The organism is Oleiphilus sp. HI0086 (assembly GCF_001635225.1).
The window spans coordinates 16,466-37,609 of record NZ_LWFZ01000058.1 but is presented as its reverse complement, the minus strand read 5'-3'; the positions used below and the strand labels follow the sequence as shown (position 1 = coordinate 37,609).

Sequence of the window (21,144 nt, the reverse complement as noted above, 5' to 3'; positions counted from 1 at the left end):
GCATAATTAGTTAATGGTCATATATTAGCTGTATAGATGAACAGTATTTGTGTTTTTGTTTCCTGTATTTGAGCAACATCAAAATACAAATAATGATTTATCAAAAGGGGCTTTATGCAAGAACAATCAATCAAAATGTTATTTGATAGTGGTGACGTTAAGTCTGCAACCATTGTCAGAAATGTGATGAGTGAAGGTTGGTGCCTTCAGTTTGGAAGAAAGTCTGGCGAGCCCATTATTTTAGATTCACAAAGAGTCAGTCCAAGAACGTTTAAAACATTAGATTCAGCGTTTTTAGTTGCGCAGAGAATTGGGTTTAGAGAAATAAAGGTCAATGCTGCATGAGACTCATTCAAGCCACAGAAGACTTTAAACTCAACGGCCAACCTTATGCTGAGTTTCCTTTGATTGTTGATAATGAAATGCAGTTAGTTTGGGAGGTTCATCAGTTCCTAGTTTATTACTGTATTACCCGAGGTCGAGTTTCAAGTGTGAAGAGCTGGCTCAGATACGGTCAGGATTTGTACGACTATTTTTCTTACCTTGAAGCAAATGATCTTGATTGGAGAGCAAGTCTAGCCACCTATGAACATTCTGTGATTGGCGCATATCGGGATTGGTCGATTGATCTTGGCCTGAGCCCCAATACGGTCAATGGCAGGTTACGCACTATCATCAAGTTCTATGAGTACGCAAGACGCAGAGAATGGATTGATTCTGTTCCCTACGACATTGAAACTATCATCATATCTAAGCCAAAAGGGTTTCTTGCTCACACAGATACAAGTGGTGGCATAACAAGTTCGCCAAACGTGATGCTGAAAGAAAAAAAGAGTCGCCTAAAGGTACTCTCCAAGCAAGAAATCAAAGCGCTGTTAAAGCGTGAGAGCTTCATGTCTCAACACCTTGTTTATCGCATGGCTCTGCAAACAGGTATGCGTAAAGAAGAGCTGCTAACGTTTCCTGAGAAATTTATCCAAGACCCTGCAATGAAGCGCGGTAGCTCGATTGTCGTCGTTGATCTAAATCCATTGGACATGAAAACCAAAGGCAGTAAGGCTCGGTCCATTCACATCCCTATCGCTTTGTATGAACGACTGTGGCAATACAAACTGCATGATCGGCACGGTCTTTTAGTCGAGAACGGAATTGATGAGCAAGCGCCGTTATTTCTAAATCGCTTTGGTCAGCCCTACTCAATTAAGGGCACGATCCTAAACAAAGAGCTTCAGAGCATAGTGGGTCGCAAAGGTATCACTTTGCATAGTTTGCGACATACCTATGCCACGATGAAGCTATACGGCTTACGAAACAATCCAAATTATCGGGGAAACCCTTTGTCTTATATTCGGGATCGTTTAGGGCACTCTAGCATCAATACGACTGAAGTGTACCTGCATTACCTAGAAGAGCTTGAAGGAGATGTGATGACCTCCTATGACGATGATGTCGATCAGATATGCTCCGGTTTGGAGGTGGCGTAATGGGAACTAAAAAACGTTTTAATGACGCAAAAATTAAAAGTCAGGACACGCCTTCAATCGCCACTAAAAAGCCCGTCCTGAAGCTTGGCGTTCCAGAAGATCAGCAGGTTTATTGGGGTAAAAATGCGAATTCCACTAATGGGTTTGATTTCTCCATCCTCTACGAATGCGGATTTGACGCTATTGTCAGCGCCTTGCAGCAAACCATTCAGATCATGATCGAGGAGCGAACGGTCGCGCACAGCACAATAAGTAATTACTGCTATGGCGGCATCAAATACCTTGCTGACTATCTTAAACTCTATCAGGCCGCCGAAGGCCGTGACCTTGTGTTAACGGATATCACCAGTGAGCTGATTCAAAACTATATCAGCCATGTAAAAACAGCGTATCCGAACGGCACTTCAGCCAAAGGTTTTTACACCCACACCAAGTCAGTGTTAGTCAAGATGCAGGGCATGGATTGGATCAATGGGGTGGATTTTCCTCAAAACCCCTTTCCAAATTCCAATCGAAAAGTGAAAGGACAGTTAGCCTTTTCCAGAGCAGAGCGACGACGACTTGCATACGCCTTGAGTGACGATGTGAATGCCATTTTAGAAAAGAAAGCGCCGTTAACCGGCTATGAATTAACGATTTTGATGTGTGCGATTGCGTTGCGGTCAGGGATGAATACGACGCCTTTGTTGGAAATGACGACCGATTCGATTCAAGAGCACCCCTTGAAGGAAAATCGAAAGCTGTTGGTGCTGTATAAGCGTCGAGGTAATGCCACCAAGGTTCAAGTTTTACGCCATCAAAAAAGAGTCGAAAATGTGCAAACGGTGCTAGCCGATGTTGCTGTGATGATCCAACACATTATTCAATGCAATGCATCAGTACGTCAGGAGATGAACTCGGACTTGGTGTTGGTTTATCGAGCGACTAGTAATGCAAACGCAGATCAAGGGACAGCGTTGAGCTCTACTTTACTTGCACAGAACATTTCCAAGTGGGTCGCGGATCGGCAATTGCTGGACGACAACGGCAAGCCGCTCAAGGTCAATGTTTCACGCTTTCGCAAGACCTTTGAGAATCGCATTTTTGAGCTGTCGGGTGGTGATCCTTTCGTCACCGCCGCCCTCGCGGGGCATTCGGTCAAAGTCTCTGATTCACACTATTTGGAAGCACCGAAAGAGGCAGAGAAAAACTTTAACTTCATGGGACGTAGTCGTGTCAAAGAGCTGACCGATAACGTTCGAGGCATTGAGCAGAATACCTCAGTGGCAAAGTGTGCGGACTCAGGCCAGAAAACCGACAGAGAAGGCAATAAAATCTATTGCACCGACTTTTTGGCCTGTGTGCGATGTCGCAACATGGTTGTCACGAAAGAGGATATATACCGCCTTTTCTCGTTTTATTGGCTCTTGGTGTACGAGCGAGAGCAAATTGGCGCGAAACGCTGGAAGAAGTACTTTGCGCATATCATTCGTATTATCGACAACGAGATTGCGACGCAGTTTGATCCTGAGTATGTGCAGACCGTTCGCGCTGAAGCCGAAGCCAATCCTCATCCCGCCTGGAAGCATCGCCAACAGCTTGAGGGGGTCGCATGAGTCAGACTTTGATGGCGAGCGCAGTGGCGCATGGCAATACGATTAAACTGCATGCGTTGAGCGAGTCAGAGCGACTGACATTGCCTATCTCTTCTTACCGTCTAACTGACGGGCGTCATCAAGTGATCAGCGAGTATAAGGATATGACTTGGCGATATGAAGATGCACGCTTTACAAGCAGCACAAAGGACAGCAAAAAAAGCTACGCTTTGGGTCGCTGCCCGAGCGCTTTTTTCCTGCGGTGAAATTTGCGATCAAGCACTACGATCTGCAAAACAATCCAGGCGGAGGCACATTGGTTGAGTTTTTCAAAGCGATAAGGCAATTTTTAAGGTATCTCGACTCGCTGAACATCAAGTGCATAAAGGATATAACCCCACTCGTTTGTGCGACCTACGTGCAACAAACGAAGGAAACGCTATCGGCGCGAAACAAACCACTGTCCCCGGGCACTTTGTTTGCTAGATTCCTTGGTGTTGAGACGCTACAAAGGCATCTGCGCGAGACTCAGTGGGCATTTCCGCATCCTTGGGAAGAAAGCTCTGCCTTGCACCTCGCGGGGATGACAGGTCAAACCAGCGTACCCAAGGCGAAAACGGAAATTATTCCAGAAGATCAGCTTAAGGTCTTGGTCCCCGCCTGTCAGGAGTTGATCGAGCAAGCGCATGAGTTAGTTGCGGTGAAACAATCGCTAGAGGCGAAGCGCGCTGAACTGCATGCAACGGGTGTTTCGGTATCGTTCGTAAACAAAAAACTTCAAACATCGGTTCTTACTCCCAATGGGTTTGCCAGCTTAAGCGAATTCAATCGCCGCTATAATGATATTCCAATCGCTGCTGCCATTATTATCCTAACGTTTAGTGGTATACGGAATCATGAACTCTGCGCGATAGAGTGGAATGACCGTAATCCTGATCGGGATGCTTATCGCATTGAGGACAATGAGGAGGATACGTCGTATTGGCTGAAATCGCACAGCAGTAAGACGCATGAGGGTTATACCGAATGGTTGGTACCTAAGATCGTCATAGATGCAATTGAAGCGCAGAAGGCGTATGTACGTACTTTACGAGAAAGGCTTTGGCAAGAACAGCAGAGCTTACTTGAAAACGATCCTGAGCATCCTAAAGCTCTTAAAATCGCGCACTTCAAGCACCATCTGTTTTTGACCACAAGCACGGCGAATAAGAATGCGATTAATGCGCTTACTAGTGATGCTTTTGATCGTAGGTTGAAATCGTTCTGCACTGCATTGGGCATTAACGGCATGGCTAGTCACCGCTTTCGGCGCACGTTTGCAGTTTACTGTGCACAGTCAGCGTATGGCGACTTGCGTTATTTGAAGCAGCACTTCAAGCATTGGTCGATGGACATGACATTGCTCTACGCGGGAAATGAAGCGCAAGAAGTGGAGCTTTACGACGAGATCGCCATTGAGATTAAAAATTATAAGGTGGCGCGTGTTGAAGAGTTTTTGGATGAGGGCACGATTATCACGGGGGGGCTCGCTAATAAACTAATCTCCTATCGCTCCAAGAGTGAAGCAGTTAAGACCTTCGAGAGTCGCGCTGAGATGGCAGAAAAAATCTCTGATAGCGTGCATCTTCGTTCAACGGGTCATTCGTGGTGCACATCAGATAACTCAGCCTGTGGCGGTCGATCCGTCATTGAGGGTACGCGATGTGTTGACTGTGCGGATTCCATTATTGAAAAAGAGCGGCACGGCGATTACTACAAACGAATTTATATCCAGCAGTTAGAATTGAAAGACGTAGAGGATATAGGCGAAGCGGGTAAGCAACGCCTTGAACGCGATATTGATCGCTGTGAGCGCGTTCTGAAAGAGTTTGGCATGTTTGAAGAAGTTAAGAGGGTGTCGTCATGACAATGAGTACCGAAAAGGCGTTGCAGCTTGCCCTGTCGCGAATGAAGCGTAATAGACCTAGAGTGGTTGATCCAAAACGAAAAATCAGTATTGCATCTGTCGCAGAGGAAGCCAAAGTGTCTGAGGCAACGATCCACAACAGATACCCCGGCATTGCTGACGAAATACGACAAGTCACTGGCAAAGCTTTGAAGGCTCAAAGAGACGAGAAAACTCAGGCGCTAAAACTAGAAAAGGGTAAGAGTCGTGAGTTGAGGTCGGAGGTTGAAGAGCTTGAATTGCAGATTAAAAAGCTAGTGTCGGTTAATGCGGCATTATCAACTGAGAACGCGAAGCTCAAGGCTGAGCTTGGGGCGAAAAACGTGGTAAGAATCGATGGTTTTAGGAGTAAATAGTTGTCACCAAAGAATGCAGTTTATGGTCTGAAACTGGTGAAGAGCAGACATTCTTGAGCGGCAGAAGTGTCCGCAAAGCTGTCGCTCGACAGGTTAGTTATGATTAGGATAAAACAGCCAAATTCAGCACCTGAAAGGGACTCTTATCTCAACACATCTTTCCTTCTAGCTTTAATACTTGGCTTAGACTGCATTTCTAATACAAAGCAAAAAGCCATGATTGATGATTGAGTTAATTGCGTATTTAATTACACTCCTCCCTTAAATAAATATAGTCAAAACTAATCATTAGGATCACAGATGATTCGAACTAAGAAAGTAGGTGGTAAGCTTGCGGTCAAAGGAATAGACACTGGCAGAGCACTATTTGGAGTTGTTGCAATACCTGTTTTTTTTGTCTTGTATTTACTCACATTTGTTTTAATAGAGCAAAATCAGCTAGTTGGCGATAATATAGAATTTTCCTTGATAGTTGTTCTACTACTTATGGTTGTAGCTTTTTTTCTATCACTTCATAGCTACAGAAGGTCAGCAGGACTAATATTCCTTTTCAATAAGAGCAATGGAATTGTTGAAGTTTTTAGACATAAAGGATTAGTCTCTAAGTATTCACTAGGAAGAAATGTGAAATTAAAGCTTCAACGCGCACAGGGCATAGTGAGGAGAATTGATGGAGGGAGTGAAAGGCTACTTACGTACCACGCTGTATTAATTGGTAGCAAGGGTGAAGTATGGATCGGTGCTTCGGCTTTCACACAGAGAGGGCTATTAAAAAAAGTTAGAGTCATCTGTGACTATTTCGACGCCGAACATGAAGTATCAAAAGACATACTAAATAGTTATGAATCTAGTATAAAATATCAGCAACTACGTAATAAATAATGAATCTGCGCCACATTGTTTATGGCAATCGGGCCAAACGTGAAACAAGCTCGTAGGTCTGCCTTTGGCACTTTGCTGACAAAGTTTAGGCAGGGTATTTGTAGGCTCTAGTCGAAACCGCTATTTCATTGCGTGCCGACTTTTACAGCTTATCTATAGCATGGTCTCAATTCAGCTTAAGTAAGCGCTACTCTACTCTGACCCCGGCTTTTTTCTGGCACGAAAATATTCCGGTTCTTCACTTGAATCAATCAATTCTCGCCGGACCAAATCCAGAGCTAAGGCTGAAACTAGTTCCTGAAAAAACACCCTGCTACCCGGAAAGTAGAATTCACGTGCTTTGATATTGTTCTTTGCACCCCAAGCGACCCAAACAGTACCAACTGGCTTTTCTTCGGTACCGCCATTTGGACCAGCGATGCCTGATACCGACACTCCTATGTCTGCACCACTTAATTCGAGCACACCCGCCAGCATCTCTCTGACAACAGGCTCGCTCACAGCACCATACTTATCCAAAGAGTCTTGCGACACGCCAAGTACTCGATGTTTAATCTCATTGGAATAAGAGACAACACCCGCTTCAAACACTGCCGATGCGCCGCTAATCTCTGTCACTAAAGAAGCTATCTTGCCGCCCGTACAAGACTCGGCAAAGGTAAGCGTTTTACTTTCGGCATTAAGCTTATCTACGACAACGTGAGCAATAGAGCGTTGATCCTTAGTGACAATATGATCACCAAGCAATGCTTCTATCTTCTTGCCCCATTCACCTAAAGTAGCATGATGTTCTAGCCTATCAACCTTCAGTTTCAGTTCTATTAGAGGTAGAGAGGCTCGAAAGCCTATCTCAATGCAAGCAGGCAAATCCGGAAAGGTCTGAGCCAGCACCTGCTGAAGTTTTGATTCACCATAACCAAAAACGCGGTAGCGAAGGCGCTTCACCTCAATATCACTCGGTAAAGTAACCTTTAGACTCGGTAAGATCTCCTCACGCAGCATCAGCTCAAGTTCTTTCGGTACACCCGGAGTACAATAAATCTGACAATCATTATGAGGCGCCCAAAAACCCACTGCAGAACCGATACTATTTGCCAGCAAAGCAATCCCTTCGGGCAGCATCGCCTGCTTTTTGTTGGCATCACTTAAATGGTAGTTGCGTTGCTGACACCAAGAGCTCAGGTGTGCCAGAGCTTGCTCGTGCTGCTTGATTGGCTTGCCTAGAACTTTAGCCAGAGCTTCTGCCGTCATGTCATCTGTTGTCGGCCCTAAGCCACCGTTAACAATCAGAACATCAAAGTGCTGACTTAAGCGCTCTATTTCTGAAACCAATAGGTCTAGTTCATCAGGAACGGTCGCCTTGTAAGCCACCTGAATACCTTGATCAAGACAGTATTCAGCGATCATCGCCGAATTACTATCAACAATATCACCGGTCATCAACTCGGAACCTGTCAGCAGCAATGCAATCTTCATAGTTTAAGCCTTCAGCTCTTCTGCCAAGCTTACTGATCGATCTGCTGCGGCCTGCATTGCCTCATCGACAATTTCAAGCAAGCCCTTCTCTTCGAAAGTATGAATCGCTCGCTCTGTTGTTCCGCCGGGAGACATCACATTGCGCTTTAGCTGGGCTGGTGCCACATCACCACTAAGCACCATTTCAGCGGCACCCGCTACGGTTTGTGCTGCCAGCTTTCGAGCCGTATCTGCAGAGAGCCCTTGTTTTATCGCGGCTGCTTCCATCGCTTCGATCATCAAAAAGATATACGCTGGCCCTGAACCTGACAAGGCCGTCACTGAGTGAATCAAGCTTTCCTGATCTACCCATTCAACCAAGCCAATTGCCTGAAACAATTCATCTGACAAGTTCTTTTGTTCATCGCTTACATTCGCATTCGCGATCAAGCCGCTCGCACCCTTGAGTACCTGGGCTGGGGTATTCGGCATGCATCTCACCAATGCCTGCTCAGAGCCCAACCACTGTGCCAGCAGGTCCAAACCAATGCCTGCCGCAATAGAGATGATTAGAGGACGATGACTAAGGCTGCCTTTCAATGACTCACATACCGACTGCAGTACCTGAGGCTTTACACTGAGCACGACAATATCTGCCGTGCTAACAGCGCGAGCATTGTCTTCATCTACCTCGACCTGCCATGTGTTCTGCATCGCTTCCCGATGTTCAAGGTTTGGTGCAGTTGCTACAATATTGCTTGCGTTTAAACCTTTCTTTACTAGGCCACCAACGATGGCGTGTGCCATGTTACCTGCGCCAATAAAGCAGATCTTTTGTTCATTCAAGTTCATTGTTAGTTCACTTCCTGTTCAAAAATTCAAAAACTGTTTCCAAGCTCTAGCGTTCGCCAAACAAAGCGGTTCCAACTCTGACCATTGTTGAGCCACAGGCAATTGCCTGCTCCATATCACCAGACATTCCCATCGAGAGAGTATCGACACTCGAATAGCTTTCTTGCAGATCATTAAATGCCGACTTCATCTTCGTAAACGCGGTGCTCAAACTCTCTTCACTTTGATTTGCTTGAGGTATGCACATTAAGCCGCGTAGCTTCAAACGAGGCATATCTTCTAGTGCTCGACAAAGCTCAGGCAAATCACTCAACAATATGCCCGATTTAGTCTCTTCTTCATCAATATTCACCTGAATACAAATATTCAGTGGCGATAAAGTGTCCGGGCGCTGATCATTTAAACGCTGTGCTATTTTTATGCGATCAACACTATGCACCCAAGTAAAGCTTTCAGCAATCGGCCGCGTTTTATTCGACTGAATCGGGCCAATAAAGTGCCAGACGATATCTTCGGCATTGCCTTCTTTCGTCAATAAAGCCTTGACCGCTATCTGCTTTTCAAGCGCTTCATTAAGATAGTTCTCGCCAAATATTTTCTGCCCTTGCTTAAATAACTCAAAGACTGCTTCAGCAGGCTTCTTTTTCGACACCGCCAGGAGCTGCACGGAGTTTTCTGCTAGGCCGGCATCAATTGTGGCTTTTTGTATCCTTTTTCTTACGTTCTGGAGCTTGTCTGCTATGCTGAAGTTCATAATATAAGTTTGCGTGGCGTGTCTTAAAGTCGACATGCATTTGAGCAAAAACAACCTGTATTAACAAGCTTTATCCTTCTGGATCAGCTTTCTCATTTAAAAATCTAAGATACAAAGTTATAGGCTTTAGAGGACGACCATGGATATTACTGAACTGCTGGCATTCTCCGCCAAACAAGGCGCTTCCGATTTACATTTATCTGCCGGACTACCGCCAATGATCCGTGTTGACGGTGATGTTCGCCGTATCAACCTGCCAGCGATGGAGCACAAAGAAGTTCATTCACTGATTTATGACATAATGAATGACAAGCAACGAAAAGACTTTGAAGAATTCTTGGAGACTGACTTCTCGTTCGAAGTACCCGGTGTTGCTCGCTTCCGTGTAAACGCCTTTAACCAGAACCGTGGTGCTGGCGCAGTATTCCGTACTATTCCTTCGAAAGTACTCACCATGGAAGACCTGGGAATGAGCCAGGTTTTCAAAGATATTGCTGAAGTCCCACGCGGCTTGGTTCTGGTAACAGGGCCAACCGGTTCTGGTAAGTCAACCACATTGGCCGCCATGATCGACTATATCAATGACAACCGCTACGACCACATTCTAACGATTGAAGACCCGATCGAATTTGTTCATGAAAGTAAAAAGTGCTTAATGAACCAACGTGAAGTTCATCGGGACACCTTGGGCTTTAACGAAGCGCTACGTTCAGCGCTTCGTGAAGACCCCGATATTATTCTGGTTGGTGAGCTTCGTGACCTTGAAACCATCCGTTTGGCACTGACCGCAGCAGAAACGGGTCACTTGGTATTTGGCACCTTGCACACCACCTCAGCAGCTAAAACGATTGACCGTGTCGTCGACGTATTCCCTGCAGAAGAAAAAGCGATGGTTCGATCAATGCTTTCCGAGTCTTTACAGGCTGTTATTTCTCAGACCTTGTTGAAAAAGACCAATGGTGGCCGAGTTGCTGCACATGAAATTATGATCGGCTCCCCTGCAATTCGTAACCTGATTCGTGAGGATAAGGTCGCCCAGATGTACAGTGCTATCCAGACGGGCGCATCAATCGGTATGCAAACACTCGACCAGTGCTTGCAGAACCTACTAAGCAAGGGCTTTATCACTCGTGATACAGCAAGAGAAAAAGCCAAGATCCCTGAGAATTTCTAACTTAGGCCGCGTTATGAACAAAGATAAAATGATTCAGGATATGTAACATGGATTTTGAAAAACTCTTAAAAGTCATGGTCGAAAAAGGTGGCTCTGACTTATTTATTACTGTTGGTGTCGCACCGAGCATCAAAATCCACGGCAAGCTCGTCCCTGTTACCAAGCACGCACTCACGCCCGAACAATGTCGTGAGATTGTATTTGATGTCATGTCAGAGAAACAACGTGACGAGTTCACTGAGAAAAGCGAATGTAACTTTGCTATCAGTGCCCGTGGCATTGGCCGCTTTCGTGTAAGTGCCTTCATGCAAAGAAATTTGTGCGGTATGGTGCTGCGTCGAATCGAAACTAATATTCCACGCATTGAAGATTTGGGTCTACCTACAACCATCAATCAGTTAGCAATGACAAAACGTGGCCTGATTATTTTTGTCGGTGCAACGGGCACGGGTAAGTCAACTTCTCTCGCAGCAATGATCGGGCACCGAAATAGAAATAGTAAAGGTCATATTATTTCTATCGAAGACCCTATTGAATATATCCATCAACACCAGAACTGTATTGTCACCCAGCGTGAAGTCGGTATTGACACAGAAACCTTTGAAATTGCCCTTAAGAACACCTTGAGGCAGGCACCAGACGTTATCATGATTGGTGAGATTCGTAGTAAGGAGACGATGGATTACGCGGTCACCTTTGCCGAGACTGGACACCTATGCTTGGCAACACTACACGCTAATAACGCTAACCAAGCACTCGACCGGATCATTAACTTTTTCCCGCCTGAACAGCAAAACCAGATATGGATGGATTTATCCCTAAACCTAAAGGCAATTGTTGCCCAGCAATTGATTCCAACGCCCGATGGTAAAGGCCGCCGAGCCTGTATCGAAGTGCTACTCAACACGCCTTTATGTGCAGACCTCATCCGCAAAAAAGAAATTCATAAGTTGAAGGAAATAATGACCAAATCGCGAGATATTGGTATGCAGACCTTTGATCAGGCCCTGTACGACCTGTATTCAGCTGGAGATGTTACTTATGAAGATGCGCTCGCCTATGCAGATTCAGCGAACGATTTACGTTTGATGATAAAACTGGGAGCAGACGCCTCATCGCCTAACCAACTATCAGCAACAACTGATCGTCTTAGTATTCAGGATGATGGAGACATTGGTGGTTTCTAAGCCCCAAGATTATAGATTGACTTACCTTTAAGAGAAGCAATGTTATTCATTGCTTTCTCAACAACGCCTCCATGTCACTAACATTCAATGGCCTTGAGACAAGGTAGCCCTGAATATAATCACACCCATGCTGCGATAATAGTGACAACTGGGCCTGATTCTCGACACCTTCTGCAACCACACGAAGGTTCAAGCTCTGACCCAACACGATAATAGCCTTGACTATCGCGAGTTGTGCTTTGGAGTTTTCAAGCCCCTCAACAAATGAACGGTCAATTTTTAGCGTATCAGCCGGCAATTCTTTTAGGTAACTTAATGATGAATACCCGGTACCAAAGTCATCTATAGAAATTTTAAGCCCTAGTTCTTTTAATTCATGCAAGCAACTCAAACCGGCGCGAAAGTCTTCAATTATGACGCTTTCTGTTAGCTCTAATTCCAAACATGCTGGCGAGATACCGCTCGACTCCAACACACTCTTAATCATACCTTTCAAGTTTTGATCACGAATCTGCCTAGGTGACAAATTTACGGCAACACAAATAGTACCTAAGCCCTGTTCCTGCCATGTTTTAACCTGGCGACAAGCAGTTTCAAGCACATAGGCTCCTAGCTCAGAAATCAAACCACTTTCTTCAGCAATATTGACAAATTCAGCAGGCGAAATGAGCCCTTTTTGGGGGTGATTCCAACGCACCAAAGCCTCACAAGAATTAATCCTTCTCGACCTGACATCCAGCTTCGGTTGGTAATAGACTTCCAACTCACTTCTTTGCAACGCTTTACGCAATGCATTTTCCATTTCCAGACGTTCTCTAGAGAACTGCTTAAGACTATCATCAAACAATTGGATCTGATCGCCTCCCTGGAATTTAGCTTTCTGCACCGCCAAGGCCGCATATTGCATCAATGTTTCGATATCCTGAGTATGTTCAGGAACATGTGCGACACCCATACTGCAAGATAAAGCGATTTCCTCACTCGATATATCATAATTATGATGGGTCACAGTTTTAAAAAGTCGCTCTGCAAACTTCATTACGTCAAAGGTCGGACTACAGGACACGACGCAAGCAAACTCGTTGCCTCCAACACGGGCTAGAATATCAACCTTCTGTACATTCGCAGACAAGCGTCGAGCAATTTCCCTGAGCAACTCATCAGCCGCATCATGACCAAAGCTATCATTAAACTGCTTGAATCGGTCAATATCCAAGGTCACTAAGGCGAAAGGTAAGCCTTCATCTTTGTAGCGAACCACAGCGCGGTGTAACTGATCTTTGAACTGGTTGCGATTCGCTAACTTAGTGAGGTCATCATAATTAAGTAAGTAATTGAGTTTCTTATCAGCAGCTTGTCGAACAGACAGGTCAGAGAGCATTGCGGCATAGTATTGTATATGTCCGTTGCGATCCCTGATGGCATTGATCTGAGTCCACTGGGGAAAGTAATCACCATGGTATCGCTTCTCTAATAATTCACCCTGCCATAGGTCTTTGGCTTGTACCTCTTCAAATATCTGGGCATAGGCTTCCTGACGCTTAGGCGTATCACTCAAACAATCAATCTTCTGCCCAACAAGCTGTTCCGCACTCTGCCCGATTATTTTCTCATAAGCAGGATTAACCGACAGGAAGCGATAGTTAGCATCCAGAACAAAAACACCTTCTGAAGTATGATCAACGACCGACTTAGCCAAGCGAACTTGTTCATCACGAGCGCGCTCGGACTGAATATTACGCCGGGTCCCCAAAATTCGCAGAGCCCGCCCTTTTGCATCCCGATCAACAACCTTGCCGCTCTCTTCTATCCATAGCCAATCGTCACCACTCTGGGCTCGATATTGAAGTTGGTACTCTCCCTTACCGCCTTCCAAACAAGCGTTAACGGCCGCCCGAACATCAACATAGTCTGCCGGGTGAATAATCGTTTTCAGGTTATGTATATGCTCTTCAGTAGTCAGTTCTTTATCGCCGAAGAGTTCATGGAAGTCTGACTGGTAAAACTGGGCTTGATCAAGATCCCAGTCGATCAAGCCCAAACGCGCTGCGTCCATAGCCTGCGTTAAGCGCGTCTGGCTTTTTACCAAGGCGTCACTGATCTTTTGTCGCAGGGCAATTTGTTCACTGAGTTGCTTGTTACTGTCTTCAAGCTCTTTGGTTCGATCTCGAATCGCAAGTTCGAGGTCGGTACTCTTTTGCACTAGCTGAGCTTCTAACGCTTGCCGTAACTTGCGTTCATCGACCAGCGCTTGATAGATTTGCTGACTTTGTTCCGCGTTCCGCCTGGCCTCTGAAGCTGCTTCAGATCGAGTTCGATGCTTACTTAAAAGCGCTTTTAGTTGGCCAAAATTGATCATGAGTGAAGTATAACCTGAAACACAAACATTTAGAGAAAAGCTTAACAACAAATAATGACAATTCAATTTTAGTGGCTACTCTCAACGATCAATAGACCTAAGATAATCCGTCCACTATACTGCCGCCTTTAAAATTTAATGCATAAAAAGGGATTAATAATGAATCGTTTAAGAAAGATATTAGGGATGTGGGTTATTTTGCTATGTTCTATTAGCAGCAATATCGCCTTAGCCGAAAATTACTCACCAACTTCTACGAAAACCTTCCAAGGCTTTACTGCTGGAGGCTTTACTTTTGGGGGAGATGACTTACTCAAGGTAGAATACACCAATGGTGACTCTGAAGAGCTCACTGCAGGCGGTTTATTGGATCTAAAACTGGGTCTTATCTATAACATCAATGATACATACTCTATACAAAGTAGCATTGGTTATCACTTTGATGCCTTATTAGCCGAAAACGGTGATGGTGACTTCACGCGCATTCCAGTCGAACTATTAGGCTTCTATAATTATGATAAGCACCGTTTTGGTGGAGGATTGACTTTACATACCAGCCCAGAATTTGAAGCAGAATCAGATGATATTGGGCTTGACGAGAATGCTGAATTCGAAGATGCCAGCGGCTTAGTTATAGAGTACGGATATAAGACTTCTGATAGTGCAGTCATTGCTTTAAGGTACGTCGATATAAACTACGAAGTAACAAAGTACAATGGTAGCTCAGTAGACTCAGGCCCTGATTCTGACGGTAGCCACATTGGTTTATATATCTACTTTCTTTTCTAGCAGTCAAAGTTTCCGTGAGTTCAGCGGATATCAAAGGGCCTTTGAGGCCCTTTTTTTCGTCCTACATTTAGCAAGCCAACACATCTTGATCTCTTACATAGCTGCTGTAAGATGAGCAGCAATATTTTCATATAATCATTAGTTCTCGGTAAAAATACCCCCATGGACGTATCCCATATTCTTGACGGTTTGAATGACGCACAACGCAGTGCTGTTGCTGCACCTATGCAAAACTTATTGGTTCTTGCTGGAGCCGGAAGTGGCAAAACCCGAGTATTGGTACACCGAATTGCCTGGTTGATGGAAATTGAACGCTTAAGCCCTTCTTCAATTATGGCAGTGACCTTCACTAACAAAGCTGCCAAGGAAATGAGGGGCCGTATCGAGCAATTGTTGGACCTGCCTGCACGAAACCTTTGGTTTGGTACTTTCCATGGCATTGCTCACCGTTTTCTGCGCGCACATTCCAAAGAAGCAAATCTTCCGGATAACTTCCAGATCCTCGACTCCGACGACCAGCTTCGGATCGTAAAGCGAATCATGCGTGAAATGAACATCGATGAGTCGCGATGGCCGCCTAAGCAAGTTCAGTCTTTTATCAACAGTAAAAAAGATGAAGGCGTTCGCGCCGCTTATTTACCGCCGACTCATTCCCAGTTCGATCAAGTAATGGCAACGCTCTACCAACGTTATGAAGAGCAATGCCAACAGTCCGGCATGGTCGACTTCGGTGAGCTCTTACTTCGCTCTCATGAAATATGGCTGAACAACCCAGCCCTGCTTGCTCATTATCAAGATCGCTTTCGCTATATTCTGGTCGACGAATTTCAAGATACTAACACCATTCAATATGCCTGGCTTCGCGTACTCGCAGGCAACCGAATCCCCATTATGGTAGTGGGCGATGATGACCAATCTATATACGGCTGGCGTGGCGCGAAGATAGAGAACATTCAACAGTTCCAAAACGACTTTGCCCAGCCTTTAGTTATTAAGCTGGAACAAAACTATCGATCGACCTGCACTATCCTGAACGCGGCCAATGCTTTGATCTCAAACAATAGCGGACGTTTAGGAAAAGAGCTATGGACTGATGGCAGTGAAGGTGAACCGATAGACCTTTATGCCGCGTTCAACGAACAAGACGAAGGCAACTATATTGCTGACCGCATCAATGCTTGGGTGAACCAAGGCCAGCTACGTTCACAATGCGCTATTCTCTACCGCTCCAATGCACAGTCGCGTGTCATTGAAGAATTTTTAATTCGCCAGGCTGTCCCTTATCGAATTTATGGCGGCCTACGCTTCTACGATCGTCAAGAGATTCGTAATGCCCTCGCCTACTTACGTTTGGTTTATTATCGACACGATGATGCCGCCTTCGAACGAGTGGTAAACGTACCAACTCGTGGTGTTGGCAATAAGACCCTTAGCGATATTCGTGAACACGCTCGAGATCAGGGAGTGTCTCTCTGGCAGGCCTGCGTCGAACGTTTGCAGCTAGGCCTGATTAAAGGCAAGGCCAATGGCTCTCTGAATGCCTTTATCGATATGATAGATGAACTTAGTGCAGAACAAGACGAGCTAAACTTATTCCAACTCACCGAAAGAGCTATCGGGCAATCGCAGCTTAAAGAGTTTCATGCGAAAGAAAAGGGTGAAAAAGGCCAGGCCCGCATTGAAAACCTCAATGAGCTTTTATCGGCAACCAAAGATTTCGAAGCTGAAGATGACGAGCTAAGCCCATTAGCTAGCTTTATTGCCCAGGCAGCCTTGGATGCAGGCGAGCAACAAGCCGAAGAACATCAGGACTGCGTGCAACTAATGACGCTTCACTCTGCAAAAGGCCTGGAGTTCCCTTTCGTGATTCTGGCAGGTATGGAAGAAGGTCTATTCCCGCACCAGATGTCGATGGAAGAGCCTGGAAGGCTAGAAGAAGAACGCCGACTCTGTTATGTCGGAGTCACTCGCGCAATGGAGAAGTTAGTGCTCACCTATGCCGAGTCACGACGCCTGTATGGCCAAGAGAAGTTCAACCCCATGTCTCGTTTTGTACGAGAGATACCACCAGGGCTAATACAAGAAGTTCGCATAAAGAATAGCGTTTCTACACCGGTCTCCTTCAGCCAATCTTCAAGCAGCGATATGCAAGTTGGCGATTCGCAATTCCAACTAGGTCAAGTTGTTCGGCATGGCAAGTTTGGTGAAGGCACTGTACTCAATTATGAAGGCCAAGGTGCCCATGCACGTATTCAAGTTAACTTCCCAGAAGCTGGCAGTAAGTGGCTAGTTCTATCTTATGCAAAGCTTGAAGCCGTCTAGCCTTTTTAGGTGGTGACTGGAACTTGTGCATAGTAAGCAAAACGCTATTTATCAGCTACTATTAAAAGGTTTCCAGTATTATTTAATAGGACCTTTGATCACATGGCGTCGCCAGAAGAGTTACAACTAGAACAAAAATCTCGTGCACTTCAACTAAAAGAAGATGCACTAAACCGTCAAGCGACCCAGCAGCAGAAAACTGAAGAACGCATTAAAGCGCACCAAGATAGCGTTGCCAAAAAAGAGCGCGCTAACCAGTTAAAAACTCAAGACCTAATAAAACGCGAACGTAAACTTAAAGAAGACAATACACTTCTCCAACATGAGAGAGAAGCATTTAACACGGCACAGCAGGCAGCTGAGTCTCGCCGCCAACCCGCGATGATTATTCTGCCGATTATGCTTATCGCTTGTATTATTGGCGGCTATTTTGCCTACGAGCAACTTGCCAAGAAGCAGCTTCACTACAACCAAATAGCCTCCGCCTCAAAGAATATTGATAAACTCGCAAATATTCTCAGTTTGACTCAGGATGAGGTGCTTACCCAAACCACTACCTTAGCCAGTAAAAAAACTGAACTGGATAAAACCAAAGGTATGCTGTTGGAGCTAAAACAAAGCACCGACCAACTTCGAAGAGAAATACAGCTACTTAAAGGCGACCAGGAAACTAGCGCCTCGGAGAAAGCATCCCTAGTGGAGTCAGCTGATAACCTTGCACAACAACTCAGTGAACTCAAAAACCAGTTAGAAGATAAATACTTAACCATCGATATTATCGAGGCACTGGTTGATTATCAGGAAGATCACCTTGAAAACGTAAAAGGCGAACTCGCAACAAAACAAGAACTCTTAGCCAAGCATGAAGATTCGCTGAGTGAACAACAAACTCAAAGAATGAAGCTCGAGCAAGCACTGAATGAAAAAGACAGCCAACTCAAAGAAAAGAGCCAGAGCTTACAAACGGCCCAAGAGGAACTTGATCAGGCTCAGCGTCAGTTAACTGAAGCCCAACAAAAATTGAATGCTTTTACCGAAGCCATTAAAGCACCTGAAGCACCTCAAAAATAAAGATTCTATCTCTAAAAAAGGGTCTGCCTTATCTGTAGGCAGACCCTTCCACGGCTCGCTGGCGGGTTAGCACCCTCGGCCTACGGCGCTAGCCTTTCGATCGACCAACTATCATCATGCAAACGCGTATATTGGAAACGATCATGAAGTCGATTTTCACGTCCTTGCCAAAATTCGATTCGAGCCGGCACTATGCGATAGCCGCCCCATGACGAAGGTAAAGGAATCGAACCGGATTTGAATTTCTCTGCCGCTTCACGATACTTTTGTTCTAGAAAAGAACGAGACTCGATCACTTCGCTCTGATCACTACACCAAGCACCAATCTGACTGCCACGCGGCCTGGTTGCAAAATATTTCAAGGAAGCGGCACTGGATATCTTTTCACAACGTCCTTCCACCTTCACCTGACGGTTCAGTGGTAACCAGGGGAACAACATCGCTACTTGAGGGTAGGCTTTAATCTGCTGAGACTTTCGGCTGTTGTAGTTAGTGAAGAAAACAAAGCCGTTTTCATCAAATAACTTCAGTAATACCGTTCGAATGGAGGGGCCTACTTCAAGATCTGTTGTCGCCAGACTGAAGGCATTTGCATCTTGTATGTCTGCATCATTTGCCTGTTGAAACCAGTGTTCAAACTGCTTGAACGGGTCATCAAGTAATTCATCACGGTCCAGGCCCTGGCTCATATATTCGCGACGATAGTCACCGATATCCATACTCTCTTCCTAGCTTGTTGAATCAGATTTAGCTCCAATATTGAGGCTAATATCTTGATAATACAAGCTAAGTAAAAGCGAGAGAAGAGAAATCTTGTGTCTATGCCAAATTCGCGAAAAAGCGCTTTTGGATCCAAGCATCAAGTGACGCTTTACCAGGCCCATACATCACCAAAACCAAGAGCATCGCGCCCCAGAAATAGTGGTCATTAACACCACCTGGGCTAATATCCGGGTAAGAGATAACGGCAACGATATTTAAGACAAATAGGCGGCGACATCAAAGGGAATCAAAGGCACATCGTATTCATATTCAAACAGCATCAATGTGCTATCCATACTCTTTACCTTCGATAAGCCAGCTAGAAAAAATACTTTCGCCAAGTACAAACGAAAGACAATAATCATAATAATCTGGCTTTTATCCACCCAGCGAGTGGCATTTAAATACAGCGACGCAACAGTAGAGACTTGACTCATATTTAATCCTAATGTGGTAATTTGGAACGATTTATTCGGCTAATGTGAAGCCGACAAACCAAACTCGTTGAACAGCCAAAGCAAGTGTTTGGTTAATTTCTTCTAGTGGATACTTGGACTGCAGTTCTTGCAGAATAGTTCCCAAGTTTTTCTTTTTATTTATCGAAGAGAGTAGTTCGAATTCCAAGTCGGATAGCTGATCGACACGTAGCTGGTAATGCGCCGCTCGCCATACCAACAAGTGCCGCGAACCGGAATCTAAATTCAAGGGTTGATCTTCATTCCCTTCTGCTTTGTCTCGATCTTCCAGGCACTTATCACGGATCTCTTTAATCGGATAGTTGCAGGAAAGTAAGTGGGCACTGGCTGGAAGCAAAAAAGTTATCTTGTCATATCGATCTTCATCAATTTCAGATAAGCGAATAGCGTCAAGGGGCTGCTCATCTTTGGCGTGAAAAGCCAAATGCCAATACCACTCAAGCTGTGCCAAATCTTTAGCGTAAGGGAGCGATTTAAGTGCCTCAAAGTCTCCAACATATTCTGGAAACTCGGCACCATAGTGGTCCAGACTCGCTGACGCGGAAGGGTGTGCTTTAACATAACGCAGTGCTAATGCCTGAAAAAACTGCTCACCAACACATTGCAAAAAGGCAGGATAAATATCTGCTAATGCAGAACATAAGTTGCCGTAAACACTGCCGCGATAAATCGCTAAACACTGCTCAGGATCAAGCTTCTCACCCGCTTGAATAAATGCCCCTGGCTTGATATCCGTCTCTAGATTATAGATGCCTGAAATAAAGGCTTGATGAATGTTCGCAAGCTTCATTACCTGGATACCTGCTCTGCAGAAGCAAGACTGGAATACTTTGAGCACTGAGCCATCATGCGGGCTGCGTTGCTCTGCTCTTCCTGCAGAACGGAAAAATCCGGAATATCAGTATCCCATTCAATCAAAGTAGGAATAGGGCCAAATCGCTCCAACGCTGTTTGGTAAAGTTGCCAAACCGGTCCGTGCACTCTTGCGCCATGCGTATCGAGCAAGTGCGTGCCCTGATCTTCGAAGCCCGCCAAGTGCATTTCTTTTATGCGTTTTACAGGCAAAGCCCGAATGTATTCTTGCGGATCAAATTTGTGGTTCATTGCGCTGACATAGATATTATTCACATCACATAAAATATCGCAGTCAGCCTGCTCGGCGACCTCGGACAAAAACTGCACTTCTGCCATCGCATCAACTGTAAAACTTAAATAGCTCGAAACATTTTCGACCAATATACGACGTCCCAGATAATTCTGAACTTGGTCAATTCGTGAGACGATATGCTTAATTGCCTCCATGGTATAAGGCATGGGAAATAGTTCATTACCATGTACGCCATCAAAAGAAGCCCAACACAAGTGATCAGACACCAGCGTTGGTTGAAAGCGTTCTATAAGTGACTTTAAGCGTTTGAGGTAGGATTGATCTAAGGGATCAGTTGAGCCTAAAGACATGCCGACACCATGAAAGGTAACCGGGTATAAATCCCGAACCTGCTCCAGGTAATCAAGAGGCTGACCACCGTCGCTCATATAATTGTCGCTTAGTGCTTCAAACCAGGGGATATCAGGGCGTGAATTCAGAATCGTTTGATAGTGTGCAGAACGTAAACCTATACCTGCACCCTGAAGCGCTTGTGGCTCAGGAGAAGCAGGATGATCGGTTGGCATTCCCTGCGATAAGATATGATTCATCAGT

At 45.2% G+C, this 21,144-nt stretch carries 20 protein-coding genes; 12 read left to right on the top strand and 8 right to left on the bottom strand.

What is annotated here, in order from left to right; translation table 11 throughout:
* The first annotated feature begins 114 nt into the window (after positions 1-114).
* The 7 genes from A3756_RS01050 (at position 115) to A3756_RS01020 (ending at position 6,241) form a co-directional block, all read left to right on the top strand.
* Complete coding sequence (locus tag A3756_RS01050; RefSeq protein ID WP_068513899.1) at positions 115-345, top strand: hypothetical protein; 231 nt, start codon at positions 115-117, stop codon at positions 343-345.
* Positions 342-1,484, top strand: a complete 1,143-nt coding sequence (locus tag A3756_RS01045) for a tyrosine-type recombinase/integrase (RefSeq protein ID WP_068513895.1) — start codon at positions 342-344, stop codon at positions 1,482-1,484. Before A3756_RS01050 ends, A3756_RS01045 begins: the two co-directional genes overlap by 4 nt.
* Complete coding sequence (locus A3756_RS01040; RefSeq protein ID WP_068552687.1) at positions 1,484-3,079, top strand: hypothetical protein; 1,596 nt, start codon at positions 1,484-1,486, stop codon at positions 3,077-3,079. The genes A3756_RS01045 and A3756_RS01040 overlap by 1 nt, the downstream gene beginning before the upstream one ends.
* Complete coding sequence (locus A3756_RS01035; protein WP_068552685.1) at positions 3,076-3,324, top strand: hypothetical protein; 249 nt, start codon at positions 3,076-3,078, stop codon at positions 3,322-3,324. The genes A3756_RS01040 and A3756_RS01035 overlap by 4 nt, the downstream gene beginning before the upstream one ends.
* A gap of 152 nt (positions 3,325-3,476) precedes the next feature.
* The gene (locus tag A3756_RS01030) at positions 3,477-4,964 is read left to right on the top strand and encodes a tyrosine-type recombinase/integrase (protein ID WP_068552683.1); all 1,488 of its coding nucleotides are present in this window, start codon (positions 3,477-3,479) and stop codon (positions 4,962-4,964) included.
* A gap of 2 nt (positions 4,965-4,966) precedes the next feature.
* Positions 4,967-5,359: a TetR family transcriptional regulator gene (locus tag A3756_RS01025; protein WP_156490151.1), complete on the top strand. Its 393-nt coding sequence runs from the start codon at positions 4,967-4,969 to the stop codon at positions 5,357-5,359.
* Between the two features lie 300 nt (positions 5,360-5,659).
* Positions 5,660-6,241: a hypothetical protein gene (locus A3756_RS01020; RefSeq protein ID WP_068552681.1), complete on the top strand. Its 582-nt coding sequence runs from the start codon at positions 5,660-5,662 to the stop codon at positions 6,239-6,241.
* 192 nt (positions 6,242-6,433) lie between these two features.
* On the opposite strand, the gene A3756_RS01015 is transcribed toward A3756_RS01020, so the two are convergent.
* From A3756_RS01015 to A3756_RS01005, 3 genes are read right to left on the bottom strand one after another with little or no spacing between them, the layout of a single operon-like run.
* Positions 6,434-7,717, bottom strand: coding sequence for a CinA family nicotinamide mononucleotide deamidase-related protein (locus A3756_RS01015; RefSeq protein WP_068515918.1), 1,284 nt, complete (start codon positions 7,715-7,717; stop codon positions 6,434-6,436).
* Positions 7,718-7,720: 3 nt separating this feature from the next.
* The gene (gene proC / locus A3756_RS01010) at positions 7,721-8,548 is read right to left on the bottom strand and encodes a pyrroline-5-carboxylate reductase (protein ID WP_068552677.1); all 828 of its coding nucleotides are present in this window, start codon (positions 8,546-8,548) and stop codon (positions 7,721-7,723) included.
* A 46-nt stretch (positions 8,549-8,594) separates the two neighbouring features.
* Positions 8,595-9,302, bottom strand: coding sequence for a YggS family pyridoxal phosphate-dependent enzyme (locus A3756_RS01005; protein WP_068515979.1), 708 nt, complete (start codon positions 9,300-9,302; stop codon positions 8,595-8,597).
* A gap of 139 nt (positions 9,303-9,441) precedes the next feature.
* Between A3756_RS01005 and A3756_RS01000 the strand changes: the two genes are divergently transcribed.
* Both A3756_RS01000 and A3756_RS00995 read left to right on the top strand, forming a co-directional pair.
* Positions 9,442-10,476, top strand: coding sequence for a type IV pilus twitching motility protein PilT (locus A3756_RS01000; protein ID WP_068515927.1), 1,035 nt, complete (start codon positions 9,442-9,444; stop codon positions 10,474-10,476).
* A 47-nt stretch (positions 10,477-10,523) separates the two neighbouring features.
* Positions 10,524-11,663 carry a PilT/PilU family type 4a pilus ATPase gene (locus tag A3756_RS00995; protein ID WP_068552674.1) on the top strand — a complete coding sequence of 380 codons (1,140 nt, stop codon included), beginning with the start codon at positions 10,524-10,526 and terminating at the stop codon, positions 11,661-11,663.
* 46 nt (positions 11,664-11,709) lie between these two features.
* Here A3756_RS00995 and A3756_RS00990 read toward each other — a convergent pair whose 3' ends face one another.
* The gene (locus tag A3756_RS00990; RefSeq protein ID WP_068552672.1) at positions 11,710-14,022 is read right to left on the bottom strand and encodes a bifunctional diguanylate cyclase/phosphodiesterase; all 2,313 of its coding nucleotides are present in this window, start codon (positions 14,020-14,022) and stop codon (positions 11,710-11,712) included.
* A gap of 159 nt (positions 14,023-14,181) precedes the next feature.
* Here A3756_RS00990 and A3756_RS00985 point away from each other — a divergent pair, with 159 nt between their 5' ends.
* The 3 genes from A3756_RS00985 to A3756_RS00975 all read left to right on the top strand — a co-directional run bounded on the left by A3756_RS00985 (position 14,182) and on the right by A3756_RS00975 (position 18,204).
* Complete coding sequence (locus A3756_RS00985; protein WP_068512737.1) at positions 14,182-14,811, top strand: hypothetical protein; 630 nt, start codon at positions 14,182-14,184, stop codon at positions 14,809-14,811.
* Positions 14,812-14,973: 162 nt separating this feature from the next.
* Positions 14,974-17,133, top strand: a complete 2,160-nt coding sequence (gene uvrD / locus A3756_RS00980; protein ID WP_068515938.1) for a DNA helicase II — start codon at positions 14,974-14,976, stop codon at positions 17,131-17,133.
* A gap of 102 nt (positions 17,134-17,235) precedes the next feature.
* A complete protein-coding gene (locus A3756_RS00975) occupies positions 17,236-18,204 on the top strand; it encodes a hypothetical protein (protein ID WP_068552667.1) in 969 nt (322 codons plus the stop codon).
* Positions 18,205-18,284: 80 nt separating this feature from the next.
* Here the strand turns inward: A3756_RS00975 and pdxH are convergent, their stop codons facing one another.
* The 4 genes from pdxH to A3756_RS00955 all read right to left on the bottom strand — a co-directional run bounded on the left by pdxH (position 18,285) and on the right by A3756_RS00955 (position 21,140).
* A complete protein-coding gene (pdxH, locus tag A3756_RS00970) occupies positions 18,285-18,923 on the bottom strand; it encodes a pyridoxamine 5'-phosphate oxidase (RefSeq protein ID WP_068515941.1) in 639 nt (212 codons plus the stop codon).
* A gap of 258 nt (positions 18,924-19,181) precedes the next feature.
* The gene (locus A3756_RS26970) at positions 19,182-19,403 is read right to left on the bottom strand and encodes a hypothetical protein (RefSeq protein ID WP_068552664.1); all 222 of its coding nucleotides are present in this window, start codon (positions 19,401-19,403) and stop codon (positions 19,182-19,184) included.
* 31 nt (positions 19,404-19,434) lie between these two features.
* A complete protein-coding gene (locus A3756_RS00960; protein WP_068552662.1) occupies positions 19,435-20,232 on the bottom strand; it encodes a DUF2063 domain-containing protein in 798 nt (265 codons plus the stop codon).
* The gene (locus tag A3756_RS00955) at positions 20,232-21,140 is read right to left on the bottom strand and encodes a DUF692 domain-containing protein (RefSeq protein WP_231872236.1); all 909 of its coding nucleotides are present in this window, start codon (positions 21,138-21,140) and stop codon (positions 20,232-20,234) included. The genes A3756_RS00960 and A3756_RS00955 overlap by 1 nt, the downstream gene beginning before the upstream one ends.
* Positions 21,141-21,144: the final 4 nt, after the last annotated feature.